Source organism: Streptococcus cristatus (assembly GCF_003943465.1).
Lineage (GTDB): Bacteria > Bacillota > Bacilli > Lactobacillales > Streptococcaceae > Streptococcus > Streptococcus cristatus_C.
The window spans coordinates 141,718-165,054 of sequence record NZ_RJPR01000003.1; the positions used below are offsets into that span (position 1 = coordinate 141,718).

The 23,337-nt window shown below is 43.1% G+C and carries 25 protein-coding genes and 1 CRISPR repeat array; of the genes, 22 read left to right on the top strand and 3 right to left on the bottom strand.

All coding sequences use genetic code 11. The features are described from left to right. The 6 genes from cas2 (at position 1) to D8793_RS05155 (ending at position 5,472) form a co-directional block, all read left to right on the top strand. Positions 1-324 carry a CRISPR-associated endonuclease Cas2 gene (gene cas2 / locus D8793_RS05130; protein ID WP_037618041.1) on the top strand — a complete coding sequence of 108 codons (324 nt, stop codon included), beginning with the start codon at positions 1-3 and terminating at the stop codon, positions 322-324. Continuing rightward, positions 321-1,364 carry a CRISPR-associated protein Csn2-St gene (gene csn2-St, locus D8793_RS05135; protein ID WP_125371027.1) on the top strand — a complete coding sequence of 348 codons (1,044 nt, stop codon included), beginning with the start codon at positions 321-323 and terminating at the stop codon, positions 1,362-1,364. The genes cas2 and csn2-St overlap by 4 nt, the downstream gene beginning before the upstream one ends. Before the next feature lie 70 nt (positions 1,365-1,434). After that, positions 1,435-2,329: a CRISPR direct-repeat array (repeat unit 36 nt; unit sequence GTTTTTGTACTCTCAAGATTTAAGTAACTGTACAAC). A 135-nt stretch (positions 2,330-2,464) separates the two neighbouring features. Continuing rightward, positions 2,465-2,881, top strand: a complete 417-nt coding sequence (locus tag D8793_RS05140; RefSeq protein ID WP_125371028.1) for a YbgA family protein — start codon at positions 2,465-2,467, stop codon at positions 2,879-2,881. Between the two features lie 160 nt (positions 2,882-3,041). Further along, positions 3,042-3,473 carry an SP_0198 family lipoprotein gene (locus D8793_RS05145; protein ID WP_125371029.1) on the top strand — a complete coding sequence of 144 codons (432 nt, stop codon included), beginning with the start codon at positions 3,042-3,044 and terminating at the stop codon, positions 3,471-3,473. Between the two features lie 271 nt (positions 3,474-3,744). Then, positions 3,745-4,806: an ABC transporter permease gene (locus tag D8793_RS05150; protein ID WP_185760558.1), complete on the top strand. Its 1,062-nt coding sequence runs from the start codon at positions 3,745-3,747 to the stop codon at positions 4,804-4,806. Beyond that, positions 4,807-5,472: an ABC transporter ATP-binding protein gene (locus tag D8793_RS05155; protein WP_125371030.1), complete on the top strand. Its 666-nt coding sequence runs from the start codon at positions 4,807-4,809 to the stop codon at positions 5,470-5,472. 294 nt (positions 5,473-5,766) lie between these two features. On the opposite strand, the gene mnmE is transcribed toward D8793_RS05155, so the two are convergent. Together mnmE and D8793_RS05170 are read right to left on the bottom strand one after the other, a co-directional pair. After that, the gene (gene mnmE / locus D8793_RS05165; protein ID WP_125371031.1) at positions 5,767-7,140 is read right to left on the bottom strand and encodes a tRNA uridine-5-carboxymethylaminomethyl(34) synthesis GTPase MnmE; all 1,374 of its coding nucleotides are present in this window, start codon (positions 7,138-7,140) and stop codon (positions 5,767-5,769) included. Positions 7,141-7,381: 241 nt separating this feature from the next. Further along, positions 7,382-7,996, bottom strand: coding sequence for a CD20-like domain-containing protein (locus tag D8793_RS05170; protein ID WP_125371090.1), 615 nt, complete (start codon positions 7,994-7,996; stop codon positions 7,382-7,384). A 229-nt stretch (positions 7,997-8,225) separates the two neighbouring features. Between D8793_RS05170 and rpiA the strand changes: the two genes are divergently transcribed. From rpiA to D8793_RS05200, 6 genes are all read left to right on the top strand, one after another. After that, positions 8,226-8,903, top strand: a complete 678-nt coding sequence (gene rpiA, locus D8793_RS05175) for a ribose-5-phosphate isomerase RpiA (protein WP_125371032.1) — start codon at positions 8,226-8,228, stop codon at positions 8,901-8,903. 13 nt (positions 8,904-8,916) lie between these two features. After that, on the top strand, positions 8,917-10,128 hold the full coding sequence (locus D8793_RS05180; RefSeq protein ID WP_125371033.1) for a phosphopentomutase: 1,212 nt from the start codon (positions 8,917-8,919) through the stop codon (positions 10,126-10,128). 26 nt (positions 10,129-10,154) lie between these two features. Beyond that, on the top strand, positions 10,155-10,967 hold the full coding sequence (locus tag D8793_RS05185; protein ID WP_125371034.1) for a purine-nucleoside phosphorylase: 813 nt from the start codon (positions 10,155-10,157) through the stop codon (positions 10,965-10,967). A gap of 159 nt (positions 10,968-11,126) precedes the next feature. After that, positions 11,127-11,834: a purine-nucleoside phosphorylase gene (gene deoD, locus D8793_RS05190; RefSeq protein WP_015604594.1), complete on the top strand. Its 708-nt coding sequence runs from the start codon at positions 11,127-11,129 to the stop codon at positions 11,832-11,834. 2 nt (positions 11,835-11,836) lie between these two features. Next, positions 11,837-12,613 carry a Gbs1250 family HEPN protein gene (locus D8793_RS05195; RefSeq protein WP_125371035.1) on the top strand — a complete coding sequence of 259 codons (777 nt, stop codon included), beginning with the start codon at positions 11,837-11,839 and terminating at the stop codon, positions 12,611-12,613. Then, the gene (locus D8793_RS05200) at positions 12,606-13,337 is read left to right on the top strand and encodes an NAD-dependent protein deacylase (RefSeq protein ID WP_125371036.1); all 732 of its coding nucleotides are present in this window, start codon (positions 12,606-12,608) and stop codon (positions 13,335-13,337) included. The genes D8793_RS05195 and D8793_RS05200 overlap by 8 nt, the downstream gene beginning before the upstream one ends. Before the next feature lie 49 nt (positions 13,338-13,386). Here D8793_RS05200 and D8793_RS05205 read toward each other — a convergent pair whose 3' ends face one another. Further along, positions 13,387-14,295: a LysR family transcriptional regulator gene (locus D8793_RS05205; protein ID WP_005589634.1), complete on the bottom strand. Its 909-nt coding sequence runs from the start codon at positions 14,293-14,295 to the stop codon at positions 13,387-13,389. 187 nt (positions 14,296-14,482) lie between these two features. Here D8793_RS05205 and D8793_RS05210 point away from each other — a divergent pair, with 187 nt between their 5' ends. From D8793_RS05210 to D8793_RS05255, 10 genes are all read left to right on the top strand, one after another. Then, a complete protein-coding gene (locus D8793_RS05210; protein ID WP_125371037.1) occupies positions 14,483-15,289 on the top strand; it encodes a dihydroorotate dehydrogenase electron transfer subunit in 807 nt (268 codons plus the stop codon). Positions 15,290-15,301: 12 nt separating this feature from the next. Next, the gene (locus tag D8793_RS05215) at positions 15,302-16,240 is read left to right on the top strand and encodes a dihydroorotate dehydrogenase (protein WP_125371038.1); all 939 of its coding nucleotides are present in this window, start codon (positions 15,302-15,304) and stop codon (positions 16,238-16,240) included. A 203-nt stretch (positions 16,241-16,443) separates the two neighbouring features. After that, the gene (gene pyrF / locus D8793_RS05220; RefSeq protein WP_125371039.1) at positions 16,444-17,136 is read left to right on the top strand and encodes an orotidine-5'-phosphate decarboxylase; all 693 of its coding nucleotides are present in this window, start codon (positions 16,444-16,446) and stop codon (positions 17,134-17,136) included. A 67-nt stretch (positions 17,137-17,203) separates the two neighbouring features. Continuing rightward, the gene (pyrE, locus tag D8793_RS05225; RefSeq protein WP_125371040.1) at positions 17,204-17,833 is read left to right on the top strand and encodes an orotate phosphoribosyltransferase; all 630 of its coding nucleotides are present in this window, start codon (positions 17,204-17,206) and stop codon (positions 17,831-17,833) included. Between the two features lie 112 nt (positions 17,834-17,945). Further along, a complete protein-coding gene (locus D8793_RS05230; protein ID WP_125371041.1) occupies positions 17,946-19,484 on the top strand; it encodes a glycosyltransferase-like membrane protein in 1,539 nt (512 codons plus the stop codon). Next, positions 19,481-20,233: a DUF4336 domain-containing protein gene (locus D8793_RS05235; RefSeq protein WP_125371042.1), complete on the top strand. Its 753-nt coding sequence runs from the start codon at positions 19,481-19,483 to the stop codon at positions 20,231-20,233. The genes D8793_RS05230 and D8793_RS05235 overlap by 4 nt, the downstream gene beginning before the upstream one ends. A gap of 51 nt (positions 20,234-20,284) precedes the next feature. Then, positions 20,285-20,917, top strand: a complete 633-nt coding sequence (locus D8793_RS05240) for a hypothetical protein (protein ID WP_125371043.1) — start codon at positions 20,285-20,287, stop codon at positions 20,915-20,917. 10 nt (positions 20,918-20,927) lie between these two features. After that, positions 20,928-21,581 (top strand): uracil-DNA glycosylase, encoded by a 654-nt coding sequence (locus D8793_RS05245; RefSeq protein WP_125371044.1) that lies wholly within the window; start codon positions 20,928-20,930, stop codon positions 21,579-21,581. Between the two features lie 8 nt (positions 21,582-21,589). Next, complete coding sequence (locus tag D8793_RS05250; protein WP_002904550.1) at positions 21,590-22,054, top strand: NUDIX hydrolase; 465 nt, start codon at positions 21,590-21,592, stop codon at positions 22,052-22,054. Between the two features lie 12 nt (positions 22,055-22,066). Beyond that, a complete protein-coding gene (locus D8793_RS05255) occupies positions 22,067-23,335 on the top strand; it encodes a dihydroorotase (RefSeq protein ID WP_125371045.1) in 1,269 nt (422 codons plus the stop codon). Positions 23,336-23,337: the final 2 nt, after the last annotated feature.

Here is a 23,337-nt window from a genome sequence, read left to right on the forward strand (position 1 = left end):
ATGAGGTATGAAGCAATGAGATTGATTTGTTTTTTTGATCTTCCTATGGAAACTAATCAGGAAAAGCGAACCTACCGTAATTTTCGTAAAGAATTGATTGCAAATGGTTTTGAAATGCTCCAGTTTTCTGTATATTATCGAACTTGCCCTAATCGTAGTTTTGCTAGCAAATTCTACAAGAAATTAAAACAAAGTAATTTACCTAGTGGAAATGTTCGATTGCTGGCTGTGACGGAAAAACAGTTTTCTGAAATGGTTCTGATTATTGGTGGGAAGACGAAGCAAGAAGAAGTAGTCAGTGATAATAAGTTGGTAGTCATATGAAACTATATTTTAAGCATCCTTATAAGGAAAATCTAGCCATTAATTTTGGAAAATTTACGCAGGTTGTTGGTGAAGACCAACAGTTGAAGTATTATATTTGGCAATTATTAGTCTGGTATTTTGGTGGTAAAAAATACAACACAGAGGACTTAACACTCTTTGAACAGAGCGAGCCAGAAATTTGTACAAAAGAGATGATCATAAAAAGAAGTGAGTATAAGATTGTTTCGATTTCAAATATTCAGGATTTGATTGAGCAGATGGATTACAAAAAGGGAACAGTTGCATTTGATTTTTTAAAGTCTAAACTGGATAACCTAGAAGTGATAGAACAAATTGATTTTATCAATGATAAACTAGATCAAATATCGGCTATAGTAAATAAGCAACTCAATTTTCAAATTGGCGATATTGATTATCATACTGAAAGCGTCTATCTGAATGTAGAACAACTGATTTTAAAAAATTTTCTACCATATTTTGGAATGGGAGATAAAAATATTTCCTTTGAATTTGTCGAAAATGAAACCAAGTTTTTAATATTCTTGACCATGCTGCAAGAGACACTTTTAAAAACTAATCAGAAAATAATTTTGCTTTTGAGAAGTATGGATGATTATCTGACTTACCAATCTTTTGTAAAGTGTTGCAAACGCCTCCAAATGATGACAGAAAAATTTCCTAATATTTATGTGATATCTTTTCCTTCAAATGAAGGCTATCTTCATATCAACAGAGAAAATATGGAATTTGTTAATATTATTTCTGGTTTTATAGAGCATTACTATGAATTTCGGTTTATGTATGAAAGTTTTGTACAACGTTATCCATCCAACGAGATTCCCAATGAAGAAGAATTTTTAATTTCCTTGCAAAAAATTTCTCCTTATTTATTTAGCTCTGATGTGGAGCATATGAGTCTTTCGATTTATGATATGGTCACTTTAAAAATTATGAATAGCTTATACCAATATGATAAAATTATTGATTTTAAAGTACAGATGGCTAATCCATTATTAACAAATTTTTTAAAATATTAGACTTGACAAGCTTTTGGGGAGAATCTATAATCAGTATGAGAGTACAAAAAGCAAAAATTTTTAATTTGAGGTTTTTGTACTCTCAAGATTTAAGTAACTGTACAACAATCATAAAAAATAATCATATGTCTCATTCGTTTTTGTACTCTCAAGATTTAAGTAACTGTACAACATTTAGGCGTATAAGGGCCGAAGTAGTTCAGTTTTTGTACTCTCAAGATTTAAGTAACTGTACAACTGTTTCTCAAAACAGAGTCAGCGACATTGAGTTTTTGTACTCTCAAGATTTAAGTAACTGTACAACAGTGTTGTCATAAAATCAATAACATCAAGAGTTTTTGTACTCTCAAGATTTAAGTAACTGTACAACGGAGGAGACTATGGCACAGCGGAGGATGTTGTTTTTGTACTCTCAAGATTTAAGTAACTGTACAACCCTGTTCTTTACTCATAAAGTTTTGGTTCCGTTTTTGTACTCTCAAGATTTAAGTAACTGTACAACTTTTCTCCCGTAAATCTTCATTCTCGGATTGTTTTTGTACTCTCAAGATTTAAGTAACTGTACAACTAAATTTATTGATTTTATGATCGCTGAATAGTTTTTGTACTCTCAAGATTTAAGTAACTGTACAACTACGTGAAGTAGATGTTTCTTAAATCATTCGTTTTTGTACTCTCAAGATTTAAGTAACTGTACAACAAACTGTTCCTTTTACAGCCAATGATCCAGGTTTTTGTACTCTCAAGATTTAAGTAACTGTACAACGATTTCTCAGGATTCTATATTGCTTTCAGAGTTTTTGTACTCTCAAGATTTAAGTAACTGTACAACCCACATCAGAAATAATCCCTTTTTTCTTTTGTTTTTGTACTCTCAAGATTTAAGTAACTGTACAACCATCTTGCCTTGCGTGTTGACTGTAGCTTTTGTTTTTGTACTCTCAAGATTTAAGTAACTGTACAACAGAAGAAAACTAAGCGGGCTTGGTACTGGTCTCATAAAATTGATTTTTATCTTGACAAACTTATTACTGGGAACAAGCAATGTTGTAGATGGTTCTGGAAGAATTCGAAAGTTAAGATTAGAAGGAAAAGTAATTATGGAAAATTCAAACCAAATATCCCAATGTCAGACTCTTTGGGCTAAAAATAAGTATCTGGTGCTCAGTCATTCCAGTAAGATCTATCTGGAAATCCGTCAGTATCTGAAAAGCGATTTGGTGGAAGCAGCACATGTTCAAGACTTGATTGATCAGGCGGTAGCCCTGCCTGAAAATCGCGGTCAGGTCTGCAATGCCTTTCAGCATGTTTGGGGCTATTTTAAGAAAAAAGCCAGCCCAGCTGAAAAAGAAAACTTTATGCTATTTTTAGAGCGATACCAAGTAGGTCAGGTGAAGCAGGAGGTTTTGGTAGAAGCTGTGACAGATTTGCTTAGAAAGTACCCCAATCCCTATCTGCAACAGTCGACCTTGATATTTAGGGATGATGCAGAAGGCTCGTCCATCAAGGATGACTAGCTTTGATCCTCTAGAAGAAGCAATAGATTTTACATCTCCAGTCAAGTAAGGCTGGGGAATTTTTTATTTTTAGATAAAAAATGCTATATGATTGACAAACAAAACAGACAATTGTAGAATATAATTATAAACTACAAATGTAGAAAAAGGAGAAAGCAATATGACTGTTTCGAAAAAAGCCTTTACTGAAATCTTATCATTAACAGTCGCAGTTTTATTGACTGCTTGTTCAGGCAATGCTAATCAGGGAGGAAATGCTAACTCATCACAAAATACCCAAAGCCAAACATCACAGCCTGCGCAAGAACAGACTTCTTCATCCAATGCAGGTCAGACCAGCAATCTAAACGGACGCTACCAAGAAACCGACCATGATGGTGACCAACATGTCCTGGAAATCAATGGTAGGACTGGTACTTGGACTGAAACCGAGATCGACGGCAGTAAGGAAATCAAGCAGGTACAAGTAGATGCTGCTAACCAAAGACTAATTGTCGGTGACGATGTCAAAAGTTACCGACAAAATGGCAATCAGCTGATTGTGGATGAACTAGATGATGATCCAGACACTCTGACCTTTACCAAGCAATAAGGCGATTTTCAATCTGCTCTGGGAAAGAGAAAGTGCAGGTCAGATAGCGGTCGAAACCTAGAGAAAAGAAACAAGGCAAGCTTCGGTATATGAACTGAAGCCCTTGTTTCTTTTTATTTTATGAATTTCTTTCAAGGAATGTTTCTTATTTAGGGAATCGCTATACGACTTAGTGATTTTCGCCTGAATCTAGTCATTATTAGTCTCATATGTTTTTCTAGCTTGCTTCTTTATGATATAATGATCTTTAATATCTCAAAGGAGGACAGCTTTGTTTTTAGCTTTTAAAGAGATTGTCTACAGCCGTGGACGCTATCGTTTAGTGGTTGCTGTGGTCTTTCTCATTACCTATATGGTTTTCTTTTTATCTAGTCTTTCCGTCGGTTTGGCTAGGCTCAATCGCTTGGCTCTGGACCAATGGCAGGCTGAGTCAATCGTCTTGTCAGAGTATGCCAATAAGAATCTGGTTGCGTCGACTCTCAAGGAAGAGGAGTATAGTAGCCTGCTTCAAGGGGACTCAATCGCAGCTTTGGGACAGACGGCAGCAGTGGCCAATTATGAAGATGGGACTGATAAACTCAATGCTCAGGTTTTCGGTCTTTCTTGGGATAGTTTTCTGGCACCAGATATTATTGAGGGACGTCCTGTTGAGAATGCTCATGAAGTCATTGCGGATAAGCGCCTGCAGCAAAAAGGTCTAAAACTAGGCGATCAGCTTCAGCTCAATGGCAGTGAGCGCCTCTATCAGGTTGTTGGTTTCACAGAGGATAATACCTTCTTTACGCAACCTGTAATTTTTATGGATCTAGATGATTTCAGGGAATTAAAGTACGGCTCTAGTCAGGTTAAGAATATCAGCGCACTTGTGGTCAAAGATAGTCAAAAAATTGAAGAAACAGGGCTCAGTCAGCTTTCTATGAGTGATTTTATAGAAAATATCCCTGGTTATCAGCCTCAGGTTCTGACTTTTTCCTTTATGATTGGGGCCATGGTTCTGATTACCTTTTTAGTATTGGGGATTTTCATGTACATTATCACCATTCAGAAGACTCAACTTTACGGTATTATGCGGGCCCAAGGGATTGCCAGTGGGAAGATTATTGCTTCTATTTTCTGGCAGATTTTCATCCTATCCACTCTGGGAATCAGCTTAGCTGTCTTGGCTCTATTGGGAACCCAGCTAGTCTTGCCGGCTTCTATGCCTTTTTACAGTGACTGGCGATCCTATGCTGGTTTAATTATCCTCATTATTTCCATGTCACTGGCTGGCGGACTTTTGTCCATTCATCGGGTTCTGAAAATTGACCCTATCACAGCGATTGGAGGTGAGTAAATGTCAATCATAGAACTAAAAGGGGTTACAAAAGAATATGGTCAGGGACATACGCTGGTTCAAGCCCTGAAACCAACTGATTTCCAACTGGAAGCGGGGCAATTTGTAGCTATTATTGGGCCATCAGGCTCGGGTAAAACAACTTTTCTGACCTTGCTCGGGCATTTGCAAACTCCCTCAAAAGGACAGATTCTGCTGCATGGGAAAGATACTTCCCAGCTTAAGGAAAAGGAACGGGCTGCTATACGCTTCAATGATTTTGGCTTTATTTTGCAGGCCTCCAATCTCATACCTTTTTTGAAAATCGAAGACCAGTTCCAGCTGATTGACCGCTTATCTAAAAAGGAAAGGACGGATCTAGACAGTCTGATTGAGTTGCTAGATTTAAAAGGAACTCTCAAGCAGTATCCCAAAGAATTGTCCGGTGGGGAACGGCAGCGAGCTGCTATCGCCCGAGCGCTTTACAACAGCCCAGATATCATCTTGGCTGATGAGCCGACAGCTAGTCTGGATACGGAGCGGGCTAAGCGCGTGGTCCATCTGCTCAAAGAAGTGACTCAAAAATTCAACAAGAGCGTGGTCATGATTACCCATGATACCCGCTTGCTAGACGAGGTTGACAAGGTCTATGAGATGCAAGACGGAGTGCTGACTCAAGTTCGATGAAGATGTAGCCAAACAAAAAAATAGTTTGGGACAAGGAGAGTGCCACGATTCATGATCAGGCAAATCTTTAGCTGGATTGAATAGATAACCAAACACGGTTCCATTGTTCAGGAACCGTGTTTCATTTTCTTCGCTTTTTGGTGATTTTCAGGATTTATTTTGGTGGTGCGGGCTTTGTGAAGAAGAACCTCCAGCCAGCTACGTTTTTGGATACGCTCTCTGACTTGTCCATTCTTTCAGTTTTCTAGGTATTCGCCTAGATTTTCTGCTTTGATAAACTCTGTGATTCCCATATTATTTTCCTAGGCAGAATTGGCTGAAGAGCTGGGTGATAAGCTCATCTGGCGCAGCGTCACCAGTGATTTCACCAAGGATTTCCCAAGTGCGGGTCAGATCGACTTGGAGGAGATCCACAGGCATGCCTAGTTCCAGTCCCTGATTGACGGCTTGCAGGCTTTCAACAGCCTTTTCGATGAGAGAGATGTGACGGGCATTGGACAGATAGGTGGCGTCTTGCTCGACAATTCCAGCATTCTCAAAGAAGAGCTGGTTGATGCGATCCTCGATTTTATCAATATTTTGGTTGTGGAGAACGGATATCTTGATTGCATCTGCTGGCAGCTGGTCTAGTTCAATCTTCTCTTCAAGGTCAGTTTTGTTAAGTAGGACGATGCGATTGCTGTCTTGGCTGATTTCAAGCAATTGGCGGTCTTGGTCAGTCAGAGGCTCGCTGGCATTGAGAACCAAGAGAACCAAATCAGCTTCCTGTAAGGCTTTTTTAGAGCGCTCAACGCCAATCTGCTCCACAAGATCATCCGTTTCCCGAATCCCTGCAGTATCAATGAGCTTAAGCGGTACGCCGTTGATATTGACATACTCCTCGATCACATCACGAGTTGTTCCCTCGATGTCGGTCACAATGGCCTTGTCCTCACGCAGAAGGTTGTTAAGCAGGCTGGATTTACCAACATTAGGTCGACCGATGATGGCAGTGGAAATCCCTTCACGCAGAATCTTGCCGCGTCGCGCAGTTTTGAGAAGATGGGTCAGAAGTTGCTCGAATTCAAGTGTTTTTTCACGAATGATTTCCGTCGTTGCTTCCTCAACATCGTCGTACTCAGGATAGTCAATATTGACCTCGACCTGAGCCAGTGTGTTGAGGATTTCCTGGCGGGTGCTATTGATAAGGTCGGAAAGAGAGCCGTCCAGCTGCTTGACAGCATTGTTCATGGCTTTATCGGTCTTGGCCCGGATGATGTCCATGACAGCCTCAGCCTGAGTCAAATCCACGCGCCCATTGAGAAAGGCCCGCTTGGTAAACTCACCAGGTTCTGCAAGTCTAGCCCCCTCGCGGATAGCCAGCTGCAGGATTTCATTGGTGACCGCAATTCCGCCGTGGGTGTTGATCTCGATAATGTCCTCGCGCGTGAAAGTCTTGGGAGAGCGCATGGCCCCGACCATGACCTCGTCTAGAATCTCCTGATTTTGAGGGTCGATGATATGACCATAGTTGAGTGTGTGGCTGGCCACTTTGCTTAGATCCTTGCCTTTAAAGATTTTTTGTGCAATAGCAAAGCTGTCCGTCCCGCTTAGTCTGACGATACCGATGGCTCCTTCCCCAAGAGGGGTCGAAATCGCAGCGATGGTATCAAATTCTCGTGTTATCATGTATATCCTTTCAAATGGCTTATATAACAAGCTTTTTCTAATATTCCGCCCAAAATTCACCCAAAAAGTTTTTGAGACTTGTGCATCATTTTGTCCTTGCTTTGCATTGATTAATAAGTATAGTGGGAAAGTGGTAGTTAAATCCTTGTGCCTTAGTAAAATGAGATTGATGGCTAGAGTTTCTTCCTTGATTTTACCAATATTCATAAAAGAAAAACAGCTGTCGGGTAGGAAATTTATGTTATTCTAGACCTGTTCCTATCTTGCTAGTCAGTAGGAAAGAACCGTCTTCGTTTTTTGAAAAAGTTAGGATGACGGCTTGATATTTGCTCCCTCCTGGTAAGTAGGTGATGGTTTTTAATTCAGAGCCGCTGACAGTGGAAGTGGTTTCGTCAGTTGGTTTGCCGTGGTCGCGAATGACGTCGTCGTATTTTGTTCCGCCTGCACCTTTTTTCAAAATATCGCCCTCTTTGAGTGCATCAAATTCTGCTTTTGTCCATGTAAACGTCGTACTTTCTTCTTTTTCCTTCTCTTCTTCTCTTTCTGACGAATCAATATAGGAACGATAAGAGCTCGAAAGAGTATCAAACCTTTTTCCCATTTCATTGAACATACGGGAATAGAATGATAGAGTGACCAGTGCTATAATTAAGGAGAAAAAGGAAATGACAGAGCCAATTATAGCCAAAGTTTTCGGTTTCTTTTGGTTAATAATGAGACCGATAATAGCAAGGATAAGAGCAATAGTACCGATAAAAAAAGATAGATAATTGATGATTGGTATCCAGGAGCCAAGTAAAGCGATTGCTCCAAAGACAATGGCTAAAATACCTAAAACTTTATTTTCTTGCTGCATCATAACAACCTCCTCAGATTTTCTATAGCTTACTACTTGAAATATGTATTTCTTTTAGTAATTTGCCTATCTTCATTGTAGCGTAAAATAGAACTAGGAGCAAGATTTTAAGGAGATTTTCGTGAAATGGAGCACTGTTAAAGTGCGATGAACCGTTTAAAGAGCTGAAAACACTTTCAAATTTCAAAGAATTGTGATATACTAAACACAGTTGATTTGAGGAGGTGCTATGGAAACTCTAAAGAAACTAGCAGGCATCAAGGCTGCTGAATTTGTCGAAGACGGGATGGTGGTCGGTCTGGGAACAGGTTCGACTGCTTACTATTTTGTCGAGGAAATTGGTCGACGTATCAAAGAGGAAGGCTTGCAGATTACTGCAGTCACCACCTCTAGCGTGACTAGCAAGCAAGCAGAAGGCTTGGGCATTCCGCTGAAATCCATTGATGAAGTGGATCAGGTCGATGTGACCGTTGATGGAGCTGATGAAGTGGATCCTCAGTTCAACGGCATCAAAGGCGGAGGCGGAGCCCTGCTGATGGAGAAAGTTGTTGCGACACCTACCAAGGACTATATCTGGGTGGTTGATGAAAGCAAATTGGTTCAAAAGCTAGGTGCTTTCAAGCTGCCAGTCGAAGTAGTGCAATATGGTGCAGACCAAGTTTTCCGTCGTTTTGTAGAGGCAGGCTACAAGCCAAGTTTCCGTGAAAAAAATGGCAAACGTTTTATCACGGATATGCAGAATTTCATTATTGATCTAGATTTAGGTGTAATCGAAAATCCAGTCGAATTTGGCCGAGAATTAGATCATATCGTGGGCGTTGTTGAGCACGGCCTTTTCGCACAAATGGTCAACAAGGTGATCGTCGCTGGTCAAGGTGGCGTAAACATTTTAGAAGCAAATAACTAGAAAAGAGGTTTTCATGTCAAAATTTAATCGTATTCACTTAGTCGTTATGGACTCAGTCGGAATTGGGGCGGCACCAGATGCTAACAATTTTGTTAATGCAGGGGTGCCAGATGGAGCTTCCGATACGCTGGGACATATTTCTAAAGCAGTCGGTCTAGATGTGCCAAATATGGCTAAGCTGGGCTTGGGCAATATCGAGCGTGAGCAAGCCTTGAAAACTGTACCAGCTGAGGAAAATCCAAGTGGTTACTATACTAAATTGGAAGAAGTTTCTTTAGGTAAAGACACCATGACAGGCCACTGGGAAATCATGGGTCTGAACATTACTGAGCCTTTTGATACTTTCTGGAACGGCTTCCCAGAGGAAATCTTGACTAAAATTGAAGAATTTTCTGGCCGTAAAGTTATTCGTGAGGCGAACAAACCTTATTCTGGCACGGCAGTTATTGACGACTTCGGGCCTCGTCAGATGGAAACTGGCGAATTGATTATCTATACTTCTGCAGATCCAGTGCTTCAAATCGCGGCTCATGAGGAGATTATTCCTTTAGATGAGCTCTATCGTATCTGCGAATACGCTCGCTCTATCACCTTGGAACGACCTGCGCTTCTGGGACGGATCATCGCTCGCCCTTATGTGGGTGAGCCAGGTAACTTCACTCGTACAGCCAATCGCCATGACTATGCAGTTTCTCCATTTGAGCCAACTGTTTTGGACAAGCTCAATGAAGCTGGTATTGATACTTATTCAGTTGGTAAGATTAACGACATCTTCAACGGTGCAGGTATCAACCACGACATGGGCCACAACCAGTCCAATAATCATGGTGTAGACAATTTGGTCAAGGCTATTCAGTCTGAGGATTTCAAGTATGGCTTCTCATTTACCAACTTGGTAGACTTCGATGCTCTTTATGGTCACCGTCGTGATCCGCATGGCTACCGTGATTGTCTGCAAGAGTTTGACGCTCGCTTGCCAGAAATCATTGAAAACATGCGTGAAGACGACTTACTCATGATTACTGCTGACCACGGTAATGACCCGACCTATGCTGGGACAGACCACACTCGTGAGTACATTCCGCTCTTGGTCTTTGGTAAATCCCTCAAGGGGAATGGTCACTTGCCTGTCGGACATTTTTCGGATATTTCAGCAACCATCGCTGACAATTTCGGTGTCGACAAGGCCATGATTGGTGAAAGCTTCTTGGACAAATTGGTATAAGCGTAAGAGAGTGAGGAAAATATTTTATGACAACATTATCTGAGAAAATCAAAGAAACGGCCGCCTTTCTGAAAGAAAAAGGCATGACAGAACCTGAGTTTGGCTTGATTCTGGGATCTGGTTTGGGAGAATTGGCTTCTGAAATTGAAAATGCTGTTAGTCTTGACTATGCGGACATTCCAAACTGGGGTCGCTCAACTGTCGTTGGTCACGCTGGGAAATTAGTCTATGGAGACTTGGCAGGCCGCAAAGTTTTGGCACTGCAAGGCCGTTTCCATTTCTATGAAGGAAATCCTTTAGAAATCGTTACTTTCCCAGTGCGTGTGATGAAGGCTCTCGGTGCGACAGGTGTTATTGTGACCAATGCTGCCGGTGGTATCGGTTATGGCCCTGGTACGCTTATGGCCATCACTGACCATATCAACATGACAGGTCAAAATCCTTTGATCGGTGAAAACTTGGATGAATTTGGTCCACGTTTTCCTGATATGTCTAAATCTTATACACCAGAATATCGTGCAACTGCTCATCAAGTCGCTGATAAGCTTGGCATTAAGCTGGATGACGGTGTCTATATTGGTGTTACCGGTCCAACTTACGAAACACCAGCAGAAATCCGTGCTTATAAGACGCTCGGAGCAGATGCAGTTGGCATGTCTACTGTTCCCGAAGTGATCGTGGCTGCCCATTCAGGCTTGAAAGTTCTCGGAATTTCATGCATTACCAATCATGCTGCTGGATTCCAAGAAGAGCTTAATCACGAGGAAGTGGTTGAAGTGACAGAGCGTGTCAAAGGTGATTTCAAACGACTACTTAAAGCCATTCTTGCTGAATTGTAAGAAAATAAAATATTAAACGAAGGAAAGGTAGAGCGAAGCGTTCAGATTTGAACACGAGCGGAAAACTCGGAAAATAAATAATCTGACTGAGAAATCAGGATTTCTCGTCAGATTCCTAATTTTCAGTCGTTTTCTTGTCGCTCTTTGTATCATAAAATTATGTCTATCCATATTGCTGCTAAACAAGGTGAGATTGCTGATAAAATTCTCTTGCCGGGTGATCCGCTTCGTGCTAAGTTTATTGCAGAAAATTTCCTTGAAGATGCTGTTTGTTTTAACGAAGTACGGAACATGTTTGGTTACACTGGTACTTACAAGGGTCAGCGGGTTTCTGTTATGGGAACGGGCATGGGAATGCCGTCAATCTCTATCTATGCGCGTGAGTTGATTGTGGACTACGGTGTGAAAAAGCTAATTCGTGTGGGAACGGCTGGTTCGCTCAATGCAGATGTTCACGTTCGTGAATTGGTTTTAGCTCAAGCGGCTGCGACCAACTCAAACATTATCCGCAATGACTGGCCTCAGTATGATTTTCCGCAGATTGCCAGCTTTGACCTGCTGGACAAGGCTTATCATATCGCTAAAGATCTGGGCATGACGACCCATGTCGGAAATGTTTTGTCGTCAGATGTTTTCTATTCGAACTATTTTGAGAAAAATATCGAGCTAGGCAAATGGGGTGTGAAAGCTGTTGAAATGGAAGCTGCAGCCCTTTACTATCTGGCTGCCCAGCACCAAGTAGATGCGCTAGCTATCATGACCATTTCTGATAGCTTGGTCAATCCTGACGAAGATACGACAGCAGAGGAACGTCAAAATACCTTCACTGATATGATGAAGGTTGGTTTGGAAACCTTGATTGATTAAGCATGAATCTAGATTTAAAAGAGGAGATTCTCTTTGCGATTTCCCGTTATGACTATGCTTATGCCTATAAACTGGCGCAGAAGTTGATGGGAAGTTCCTCGATTGTAACTAGCCTGTTGGCTATTCTGGCAGAGCGCAGAGAGCTCAATATTCTGCCAGCCATGGATGAAGAGTTGAAGACTGCCTTGCAGACGCAAAGCGGTTTTCAGCTTTTTTGCCATACCGATTTGGCTGACGAGCAGTTGGCTAACTATCTCTATGATTTGGAAGCCAAATTGCGCAATGAGCAGATTATTGATTTCGTTCGAGCGGTCAGCCCAGCGATTTATCGGATTTTCATGCGCTTGATCAAGCTGGAAATTCCTGATATTGAGCACTTTATCCATAATTCTCGTGAAGCCAGCTATGACCGCTGGAAGTTTGAACGGATGCGAGAGTCGGATTATGCTGCCTTACAGGTCTTTCATGCGGAAAGCACGGTCAATTCATCTAGTCTGACAGAGTTGATTTTGCATTTGGATCTGCCAGAGTCTGTCAAGGAAGAGGTCAGACAGCTGCGGGAATTGGAAAAGTCAGTCCGAAATCCGCTGGCTCATCTGATTAAGCCCTTTGATGAGGCAGAATTATATCGGACAACCGGCTTTTCATCCCAGTATTTCATGGAGATTTTGGTAGATTTGGCGCGCTTTACAGGGATTGTCTACGATCGGGACCATTTTTATTTTGATGAGGTAAACCGCTTGGTTAGAGCTTTATTGACAGGAGAGGAAAATGGATAAAATACAGCAGTTGCAAGACATGATTGACCAAAGTCAGAATATCGTCTTTTTCGGTGGGGCGGGTGTCTCGACCGAGTCTAATATCCCTGACTTTCGCAGTTCGGATGGGATTTATAGTGTTAAGCTAGGTCGGCATTTTACGGCAGAGCAGTTGGTTTCGCATACCATGTTTGAGCGCTATCCGCAGGAGTTTTTCGACTTTTACAAGAAATATCTACTCTATCCAGATGCCAAGCCCAATGCGGCTCACGCCTATCTGGCTCATCTGGAGAAGACCGGCAAGCTCAAGGCTGTGGTGACGCAAAATATTGACAGCCTGCACGAAATGGCTGGTTCAAAAAATGTCCTCAAGTTGCACGGCAGTGCGGATAGAAATTTCTGTCTAAACTGTCAGCGATTTTACGATTTGGAGGCATTTCTAGCTCTGCCTGGAACGGTGCCCTACTGCCCTGACTGCGACGGCATGATCAAGCCTGATGTGACCCTCTATGAAGAGTCTTTGGATATGGAGACTTTCCAGCAAGCCGCGCAGGCCATTCATCAAGCCGACCTGCTGATCATCGGAGGTACCTCCTTGGTCGTCTATCCCGCAGCCAGTCTCATCCAGTACTTTGCTGGCAAGCATCTGGTCGTTATCAACAAGACCAGCATTCCACAGGACAAGCAAGCTGACCTCGTCATCGAAGGAAAGATAGGGGAAGTTTTGGGCAAATTACGACAATAAAAAAGAACACCTGATGTGAGCATTGGATGCTTGTTTCAGGTGTTTTACTTTACTTATCAAACTGTACTTCCTCAATCAGGTACTCGATAAAGCGCTCGCCCATCTTGGACAGGCTAGCTTTTTCGTGCTGGATATAGACCAGCTCGATCGGGTCATCGATGTCCAGTGGGATAGAGACGATATTGTCGCCGTTGAGGTTGCTGTTGAGAATACCGGTCGCAATCGTGTAGCCGTCCAGACCGATCAAAAGGTTAAAGAGGGTTGCACGGTCGCTGACGACGATAGATTTTTTATGGTGCTCCTGAGAGAGAATTTCCTCAGAAAAGTAGAAGGAATTGTGAGTCCCTTGGTCATAGCTGAGATAAGGGAAATCCTCCAAGTCCGACAGTTGTACCAGCTTTTTCTTGGCCAGCGGATTGGATTTGCTGACAAAGATATGGGGCTGAGCTGTGAAGAGGTGGGTCGCAATCAGATGGCTATCATCCAGCATTTTAGAGAGGACATCACGGTTATAGCTGTTGAGGAAGAGGACACCGATCTCGCTGCGGAAGTTTTTTACGTCGTCAATGATTTCCCAAGTCCGAGTTTCCCGCAGAAAGAGTTCGTATTTCTCCATATCGCTTTTTTTAAGCAGGGAGACAAAGGCATTGACCACAAAGGCATAATGCTGGGCAGAGACGCTGAAAAGCTCGCGGTGGGCGACAGGATTTTTGTATCGCTCCTCTAGAAGCTGAGTTTGCTCAACTACCTGACGGGCATAGGAAAGAAACTCCATGCCGTCTTTGGTCAAGGTAATTCCTTTGGGATTGCGAATGAAAATCTCGATGCCCATTTCATTTTCCAAATCTCGCACAGCGTTGGACAAGCTAGGCTGGGTGATAAAAAGTTGCTTGGCAGCCTCGTTCATGCTGCCGGTCTCGACGATTTTGATAATGTAGTGTAATTGTTGAATTCTCATAGGTCTATTTTATCATATTAGCATTGACAAAACACGGTTTAAGTTGTAAAATATTTTAAATTCAACCTTTAATCAAGTCCAGTGAGGCTGCAAGGTAGGAAAAACGGTATAAGGGGCAATTTGACTGCCTCGTTTTTTGCAAAACCTTGCTGCGGCGAGGTTTTTTCTTGTAGAAAGTGAGGTTGTCATGGTTAGTGACAGTTGTAAAAAGAGATTTGGCAAGATTATGCTGGAGCAGATGGAGCTGCTGGAGCAAGTAGAAATTGCGCCTCAGATTTTTTCGATGCGCCTGAAAGGCCAGATGGTGAGACAGATGCAGGTTGGGCAATTCCTGCATATCCGAGTACCAGATGATAGCAAGCTTCTGCGACGCCCGATTTCCATATCGGAGATTGACCGAGAGCAAGATATCTGCCGGATTATCTATCGGGTCGAAGGTGGTGGGACGGCCCTATTCTCTCAGCTTCCTGTCGGTAGCTATCTTGATGTCATGGGACCTCAGGGAAATGGCTTTGATTTGTCTCCGGCAGAAAAGGGCGACAAGGTCTTGATTATTGGTGGTGGTATCGGTGTGCCTCCTCTCTTGCAAACAGCGAAAGAACTGTATGCCAAGGGAGTCCACGTTACAGCAGTATTAGGATTTGCCAATCAATCTGCGGTTATTTTGGAAGAAGAATTTCGTGAGTGCAGTCAGTTGTTTATCACTACAGATGATGGTACTTATGGTCAAAAGGGCTATGTATCAACCATTGTCGATGAGCTGACAGAAGAGTTTGCTGCGGTTTATTCTTGTGGGGCGCCCGGTATGCTCCAGTATGTGGATCGAAAATTTCATGATCATCCCCATGCCTATCTATCGATGGAGTCTCGGATGGCTTGTGGCATGGGTGCCTGCTATGCCTGCGTCGTTCATGTAGCAGGTCAGGATGAAGCGGTCAATAAGCGGGTTTGTGAAGACGGTCCAGTTTTTGAGACTGGGACCATTGTGCTTTAGGAGGATAAGGAAATGACTGAAAATCGTTTGAAAATTTCTTTGCCAGGATTAGAGCTGAAAAATCCAATCATTCCAGCTTCAGGCTGTTTTGGCTTCGGTCAAGAGTATGCCAAATACTATGATTTGGATCTACTGGGCTCTATTATGATCAAGGCGACGACGCAACATCCCCGCTTTGGCAATCCAACGCCCCGTGTGGCTGAGACGCCAGCTGGCATGCTCAATGCTATCGGCCTCCAAAATCCAGGTGTCGATGCCGTTTTGGCTGAAAAACTTCCTTGGCTGGCTCAGCACTATCCAGACTTGCCGATTATTGCCAATGTGGCTGGTTTCTCCAATGAAGAATATGCTTATGTATCTGGGAAAATCTCCCAAGCTCCTAATGTCAAAGCGATTGAGCTAAATATTTCCTGCCCCAATGTGGACCATGGCAATGCGGGGCTTTTAATCGGACAAGTCCCTGAGCTAGCCTATGAAGCGGTAAAAGCAGCAGTTGCTGCCTCTCAAGTCCCAGTCTATGTCAAATTGACCCCCAGTGTAGCAGACATTACCCAAGTGGCCAAGGCGGCTGAAGATGCGGGCGCGAGTGGTCTGACCATGATCAATACCCTGGTGGGAATGCGTTTCGACTTGAAAACGAAGCGGCCAATCATTGCCAATGGAACGGGAGGCATGTCTGGTCCAGCTGTCTTTCCCGTGGCGCTCAAGCTGATTCGTCAGGTTGCGCAGTTTACCAAACTGCCAATTATTGGTATGGGCGGAGTTGACTCGGCAGAGGCAGCGCTAGAGATGTTTATCGCCGGTGCATCAGCTATCGGAGTCGGGACGGCGAATTTTACCGATCCGTATGCCTGCCCCAACATTATAGGAAACTTGCCGCAAGTCATGGATAAATACGGCATTGAAAACCTAGAAAGCTTGAGAAAAGAAGTCAGAGAAAATTTACTTTAAGCTCGATTTTCTCTTGACAAACTTCCCAGTAAATTATAGAATGTTTAAGATAAAACCTTTAAAGAAGTCCAGAGAGGCTCTAAGGCGCATACGTTTAAAATGGCAGATTTTGCCACATTTTCGTGTAACCTTGCTCTCGGGCAAGGTTTTTTCTATGATTGTAATCATCTTTATAGTTAGTACAAAGCAAGGAGAAGAACCGTATGCGTGAAGAACGTCCTATTATCGCCCTAGACTTTCCATCTTTTGATGATGTCAAAAACTTTCTGGAGCATTTTCCTGAAGATGAAAAGCTGTACGTCAAAATCGGCATGGAATTCTTTTATGCCATTGGTCCAGAAATTGTGCATTATCTGAAAGGCTTGGGACATAGTATTTTCCTCGATTTGAAATTGCACGACATCCCTAATACCGTGCGTTCAGCTATGTCTGTTTTGGGAACATTTGGGGTTGACATGGTGACGGTTCATGCGGCTGGCGGCGTTGAGATGATGCGGGAGGCTAAAAAGGTCCTCGGTGACAATGCGAAGCTAGTAGCGGTGACCCAGTTGACTTCGACCAGTGAAGAAGATATGCGCGACTGCCAAAATATCCAAACAACTGTGCAGGAGTCGGTTGTTAATTATGCCCGCAAAGCCAAGGAAGCTGGACTGGATGGGGTTGTTTGCTCGGCCTTGGAAGTTGAGCTCATCAAGGCAGCTACGGCGGACGATTTTCTTTGCGTGACGCCGGGTATCCGGCCAGCAGGTGCTGAAATCGGTGACCAAAAGCGGGTCATGACACCGCAGGAAGCCCACCAGATTGGCAGCAATTATATTGTAGTTGGTCGTCCGATTATTCAGGCTGAAAATCCTTGGGACGCCTATCACGAAATTAAGAAACAGTGGGATAGCTAAGTAAGAATTTCAAATGAAACCGTCAACGAAACGAATAGCTTAAAAACAGATTTATAAGGAGTGAAAAATGACTTTAGCCAACGATATTGCACGTGACTTGTTGAAAATCAAAGCAGTTTACTTGAAACCGGAGGAGCCTTTTACTTGGGCTTCTGGGATTAAATCACCGATTTACACAGATAATCGAGTGACTTTGGCCTACCCAGAGACTCGGACTTTGATCGAAAATGGCTTTGTCGAAAAAATCCGTGCGGAATTTCCTGAAGTGGAAGTGATTGCGGGCACGGCAACGGCGGGTATTCCTCACGGTGCTATCATTGCCGACAAGATGAATCTGCCTTTTGCCTATATCCGTAGCAAACCAAAAGATCACGGAGCGGGCAATCAGATTGAAGGCCGAGTGGCTCCTGGTCAAAAGATGGTTGTGATTGAAGATTTGATTTCCACTGGTGGCTCTGTTTTGGATGCTATCGCGGCAGCCAAGCGTGAAGGAGCAGATGTGATTGGTGCTGCAGCTATCTTCACCTACGAATTGCCAAAAGCGGATAAGAACTTTGCAGATGCGGGCGTGAAGTTGGTGACCTTGTCAAACTACACAGAGCTTATCCATTTGGCTGAGCAAGAAGGCTACATCAATGCAGAAGGATTGACTTTGCTGAAGAAGTTCAAAGACGATCAAGAAAACTGGCAAAATTAAGAAGGTACGAGGAGGCGGGACTAGCATGTTCCTGTCTCTTTTTTAGGATTTACTTGGCCTCTGCCCACTTTTTAAAATAGCAAAAAGTGCCTGATTTTGTTATAATAAAGCCATGTCTAAGATTTATCATATCACTTTTTTGATTCTACAAAAAATCATGCTGGTATTGAGTCTTCATTGGCTGTTTACAGCTATTTTTCATGTGTCGCAGTTGAGTAGCTTGGCTCTGATTTTGTTTGGAGTCTTGGCAATCTTAGCGAATCGCTATCGGCTTCAGCTTAAAAAGTTTTATCATTTTTTGATGAGGCACAAGCTTGCCATTGCTTTAGCAGCTCTCCTTTTTCAGCTCATCATGCTCTTATCGGCTGAGCTTTTGATTCGACGGGATGCAGCGGTGGTTTTCACAGGGGCTTTTAAGTACCTGAAGGAGTCCTCTATTTCCAGCTACCTGACGCGCAATCCTAATAATCTGCCCCTCTTTCTCTATGAGCGTTTCTTCTTTAATCTCTTTGGCGAAGCAGCTCTTTGGATTATGCAGGGACTCAATCTGTTTTACGTCAATATTGCGTCTTGGATCCTCTACAAAGGCTGTCAGCGATACTTTTCGCAGGCTACAGCAGATGCGGTTTTTAGCCTCTATACGGTTTTGGTCGGATTTTCTCCTTACTACATGTCCATGTACACGGACATTCCTCCCTTGCCTTTGATTAGTCTACAGATTTTTCTGGCTCTGAGTCTGTTGGAAAATGAGGGGAATAGTCGTCAAATCATTTCTAGAAGCCTTATATTAGGGATTCTGACTAGTCTTGCCTTTTTGATTCGTCCGACAGTGATGATTCTGTTGATTGCTGTTTTTGGAGTTTTGTTTTTGCGACAAAACTGGAACAAGTTTTTCTTGACTGCTGCGTTCTTTGCTCTAAGCTTTTCGGCAGGCTACCTTCCACTTCATTATGGTCTGGCTCACCAGACAGAAGTGCCGATCATCCAAGGCCAAGGACTGGCCAAAGGGCCACTACTTTTCATCAATCTGGGCCTAACCAATATCGGTCACGATCAGGAAGACATGAAGGAAGGGCTCTTGCAATACGTGGAACCTGATAAGCGGGCTGACTACAATAACGGTATGTTTGCCAAGGAAAATGTCATCAAAGAAATCAAGCGTCGTCTGAAAGAATACACTCCGCTGACCTTTCTACAGCACCTATATTATAAACACTCTTTGACGGTTGCTGAAGGGAACTTGGGTTGGCTCTATCGCAGTGTTGAAAATGAAAAGACACCTTATATTTCACCGCTTTATGAGTTCACAAAAGACAATGCATTCGCCCAGTTTATCCGTGATTTCTTCCTCAATTCTGATAAGAATAGTTTTCGTTTTTATTCGCTGCTCAAGCAGGCAGTTTGGATTATTATGGCTTTGGGGCTGGTCTTTGCCCTTTGGAAATACCGACCAAACGATTCCTTGAATTTCTTAAGCTTGGCAGTCTTTGGCGGTCTACTCTTTTTGCAAATTTTTGAGGGAGGCAAGACCCGTTATCTGATTCAGTTTTTGCCACAGATTTTGATTCTGTCAGCCCTAGGATTAGCCCAGTATCCACAAGCTCTAGGGAAGTTCCGCTTTTGGACTAGAAAGAAGGAGTCTTTAGAATGAAAAGACCTGTTCCTATCTATGAACCGCTTTATAGCTTGAAGCCTATTGCCGAGAATATCTGGATTGTTGACGGTGATTTGATTGAGATGGATGCGGTGGTGACAAATCTGCCTTTTTCTACCCGCATGACTGTTATTAAGTTAGCAAATGGCCAGCTCTGGTGTCATTCACCAATTCAGACAAATCAAGCCTTGTTTGACCAGTTAGACGCTTTGGGACCAGTCGCACACCTCGTTTCACCTAATAAGATTCACTATGCTTATATAGCTGACTGGAAGAAGCGTTATCCTGAGGCAATTGCTTGGTCTAGCCCAGGAGTGGAAGAGAGAGCAGCCAAGCAGAAAATACCAGTCTCTTTTGATGAAAAGCTGACGGATGAGGCTCCTGAAGCTTGGGCAGACCAGATAGATCAGTTGGTTTTCAAGGGAAGTGCTTATATTGAGGAAGTTGTCTTTTTTCACAAGGGCAGTCAAGCCTTGATTTTGACAGATTTGATTGAGAATTTTGAAACAGAGCGTTTTCCAAATCCTTTTCGCAGCAAGGTTTATAAGTTAGTTCGTGTTGCAGCTCCGGATGGCCAGACGCCTATTGACTACCGTATGACCTTTATCGGTCATCAAAAAGAAGCTAAGGAGTGTTTGAAGCGAATGCTGGCTTGGCAACCAGAAAAAATCATCCTAGCCCATGGTTCTTGTTTTCTAGAAAATGGCACCACAGAACTAAGAAGAGCACTTAGGTGGATTAGATAAAAAAAGAAAATGCTTATTGCTTTGTTCCAAGGAGGTTATCTCTAAAATATTATGATAAAGAGAAGTTTATTTTTAAATTTTATATATAAAATTTTCTTTCTATTACTTTTGATCTTGCTGACTGTTTTTGCTTTTTCCTATTTGAATTATATAGGAAGTGGATTTGTATGGGAAGAAGCAAGTAAGAGCGAGAGAAAAAGTGCTTTTGTAGAGGTTGTTTGTGGAATTATTATTTCTGGTTACGCTTTTGTTCGATTTCTTGAATTAACTGAGCATATCAGCAGGCATAGAAAATATCTTAAAAGAATGACGGAGGAATTATCTCCAACTCCTGATTTTGAAACAATAGAAGAGGAGGCTGACTTTCATGACAAAGAATTAAAGCTTTTGATTTATAAGAATTGCCTCATTACTTATCATAACTATTTCTGTTTTAGGAAGATGGATTCTCAAATTTGGCAGATTTTCTTGAATAAATATCAGAAATATAGTCGATACAAGGGCAAGAAAAGCAAGTCTCTTTTGCCGCCGAAGTTCTTCCTTATTGTCAGAAATCAAGACTATAGGGAACAGTTTATGCCACTTAAGTACAAAGAGAAAAATTGGAGTCGCTTTAGAACTTATCTAGCTGACCATTATCCGGCCATAGAGCTAGATGAACAAGTTCGTGAAATCGAGACGTAAGGAGACAGATATGCAGCATTCAGCTTGGCATGCTTTGATTAAGGAACAGCTGCCGGAAGGTTATTTTGCAAAAATCAATCATTTTTTAGATGAAGTGTATGCTTCTGGGACCATTTACCCACCTCGGGAAAAGGTGTTTAATGCAATTCAGACGACAGATTTAGCGGATGTCAAGGTGGTTATTTTAGGGCAGGATCCCTACCACGGACCGAGACAGGCACAGGGCTTGAGTTTTTCTGTACCCGATGACATTCCGGCTCCGCCTTCTTTGCAGAATATTCTCAAAGAACTGGCAGACGATATCGGAGTGAAAGAGTCGCATGATTTGACTTCCTGGGCTCAGCAAGGTGTTCTCTTGCTCAATGCCGGTCTGACAGTGCCTGCTGGCCAGGCCAATGCCCATGCTGGCTTAATCTGGGAGCCTTTTACAGATGCTATTATCAAGGTCGTCAATTCAAAGACCGATCCAGTTGTCTTTATACTCTGGGGATCTTACGCCCGCAAGAAAAAAGCCCTGATTAGCAATTCCCAACATTTGATAATCGAGTCAGCTCACCCAAGTCCACTGTCTGCGTATCGTGGTTTCTTTGGTAGTAAACCTTTTTCACGGACTAATGATTTTCTGGTGGCTAAAGGCTTGGAACCTATCGATTGGTTAGCTTAGGAGGTAGTATGGTTCAGTTAGCAACGATTTGTTATATCGATAATGGCCGGGAGTTTCTTATGTTGCATCGCAACAAAAAGCCTAACGATGTTCACGCTGGGAAGTGGATTGGTGTCGGTGGCAAGCTAGAGCGTGGAGAAACCCCGCAGGAATGCGCGGCACGAGAGATTCTAGAGGAAACAGGACTAAAGGCAAAGCCTGTCCTAAAAGGTGTTATTACTTTTCCAGAATTCACTCCCGACTTGGATTGGTACACCTATGTTTTCAAGGTGACGGAGTTTGAGGGGGAACTGATTGACTGCAATGAAGGGACTTTGGAATGGGTGCCTTACGATCAGGTTCTTTCAAAGCCGACTTGGGAAGGAGATCATACCTTTGTTGAGTGGCTACTGGAGGATAAGCCCTTCTTTTCAGCCAAATTTGTTTATGATGGTGATAAACTGCTCGACACGCAGGTCGATTTTTACGAATAAAGGAGATACAAAATGCTACTAATCAAGAATGGCCGTGTAATGGACCCTAAGTCTGGTCTGGATCAAGTGTGCGATGTGCTGGTGGAGGGCAAGAAAATTGTCAAAATTGGCCAAAATCTGGAAGCGGCTGATGCCCAAGTCCTAGATGCTAGTGGTTTGGTCGTTGCCCCCGGTCTGGTCGACATTCACGTTCACTTCCGGGAGCCAGGCCAGACTCATAAGGAAGATATTCATACGGGGGCTTTGGCAGCAGCAGCAGGTGGCTTTACGACAGTTGTTATGATGGCCAATACCAATCCGACTATCTCTACGGTTGAAACTCTGAAAGAAGTACTGGAGTCGGCTAGTCGGGAAAATATCCATATCAAGTCGGTTGCAACAATTACAGAGAATTTTGATGGCCAGCATCTGACAGATTTTCAAGGTCTCTTGGCAGCTGGTGCGGTTGGCTTCTCAGATGATGGTATTCCGCTGACCAACGCTGGCATTGTCCGCCAAGCCCTGATCGAAGCACGTAAAAATGATACTTTTATCAGTTTGCACGAGGAAGATCCCAATCTCAACGGCATCCTCGGTTTCAATGAGCATATCGCCAAAGAGCATTTTCATATCTGTGGCGCGACAGGTGTTGCAGAATACAGTATGGTTGCCCGCGATGTTATGATTGCTTATGATGCCAAGGCTCATGTGCATATCCAGCATTTGTCCAAGGCTGAGAGTGTAAAGGTGGTGGAATTCGCTCAGAAGCTAGGAGCTCAAGTCACCGCTGAAGCAGCACCTCAGCATTTCTCTAAAACGGAAGCTCTGCTATTGACCAAGGGCAGCAATGCTAAGATGAATCCGCCTCTGCGCTTAGAATCGGACCGTCTGGCGGTTATCGAAGGGCTCAAGTCTGGTGTCATTTCTGTCATTGCAACGGACCATGCTCCACATCACGCTGATGAGAAAAATGTTGAAGACATCACTAAAGCGCCTTCTGGTATGACTGGCCTTGAGACCTCGCTTTCTCTAGGGCTGACCTATCTGGTGGAGGCAGGGCATCTTAGCCTCATGGAGCTCTTAGAAAAGATGACGGTCAATCCAGCTATTCTCTATGATTTTAATGCTGGTTTTCTAGCCGAAGAAGGCCCAGCTGACATCACTATTTTCGATCCTAAGGCTGACCGTTTGGTCTCCGATCATTTTGCCTCCAAGGCAGCCAATTCACCTTTTGTTGGCGAAGAGCTGAAAGGTCAAGTCAAATATACTATCTGCGATGGAGAAATCGTCTTCCAAGCCTAGCA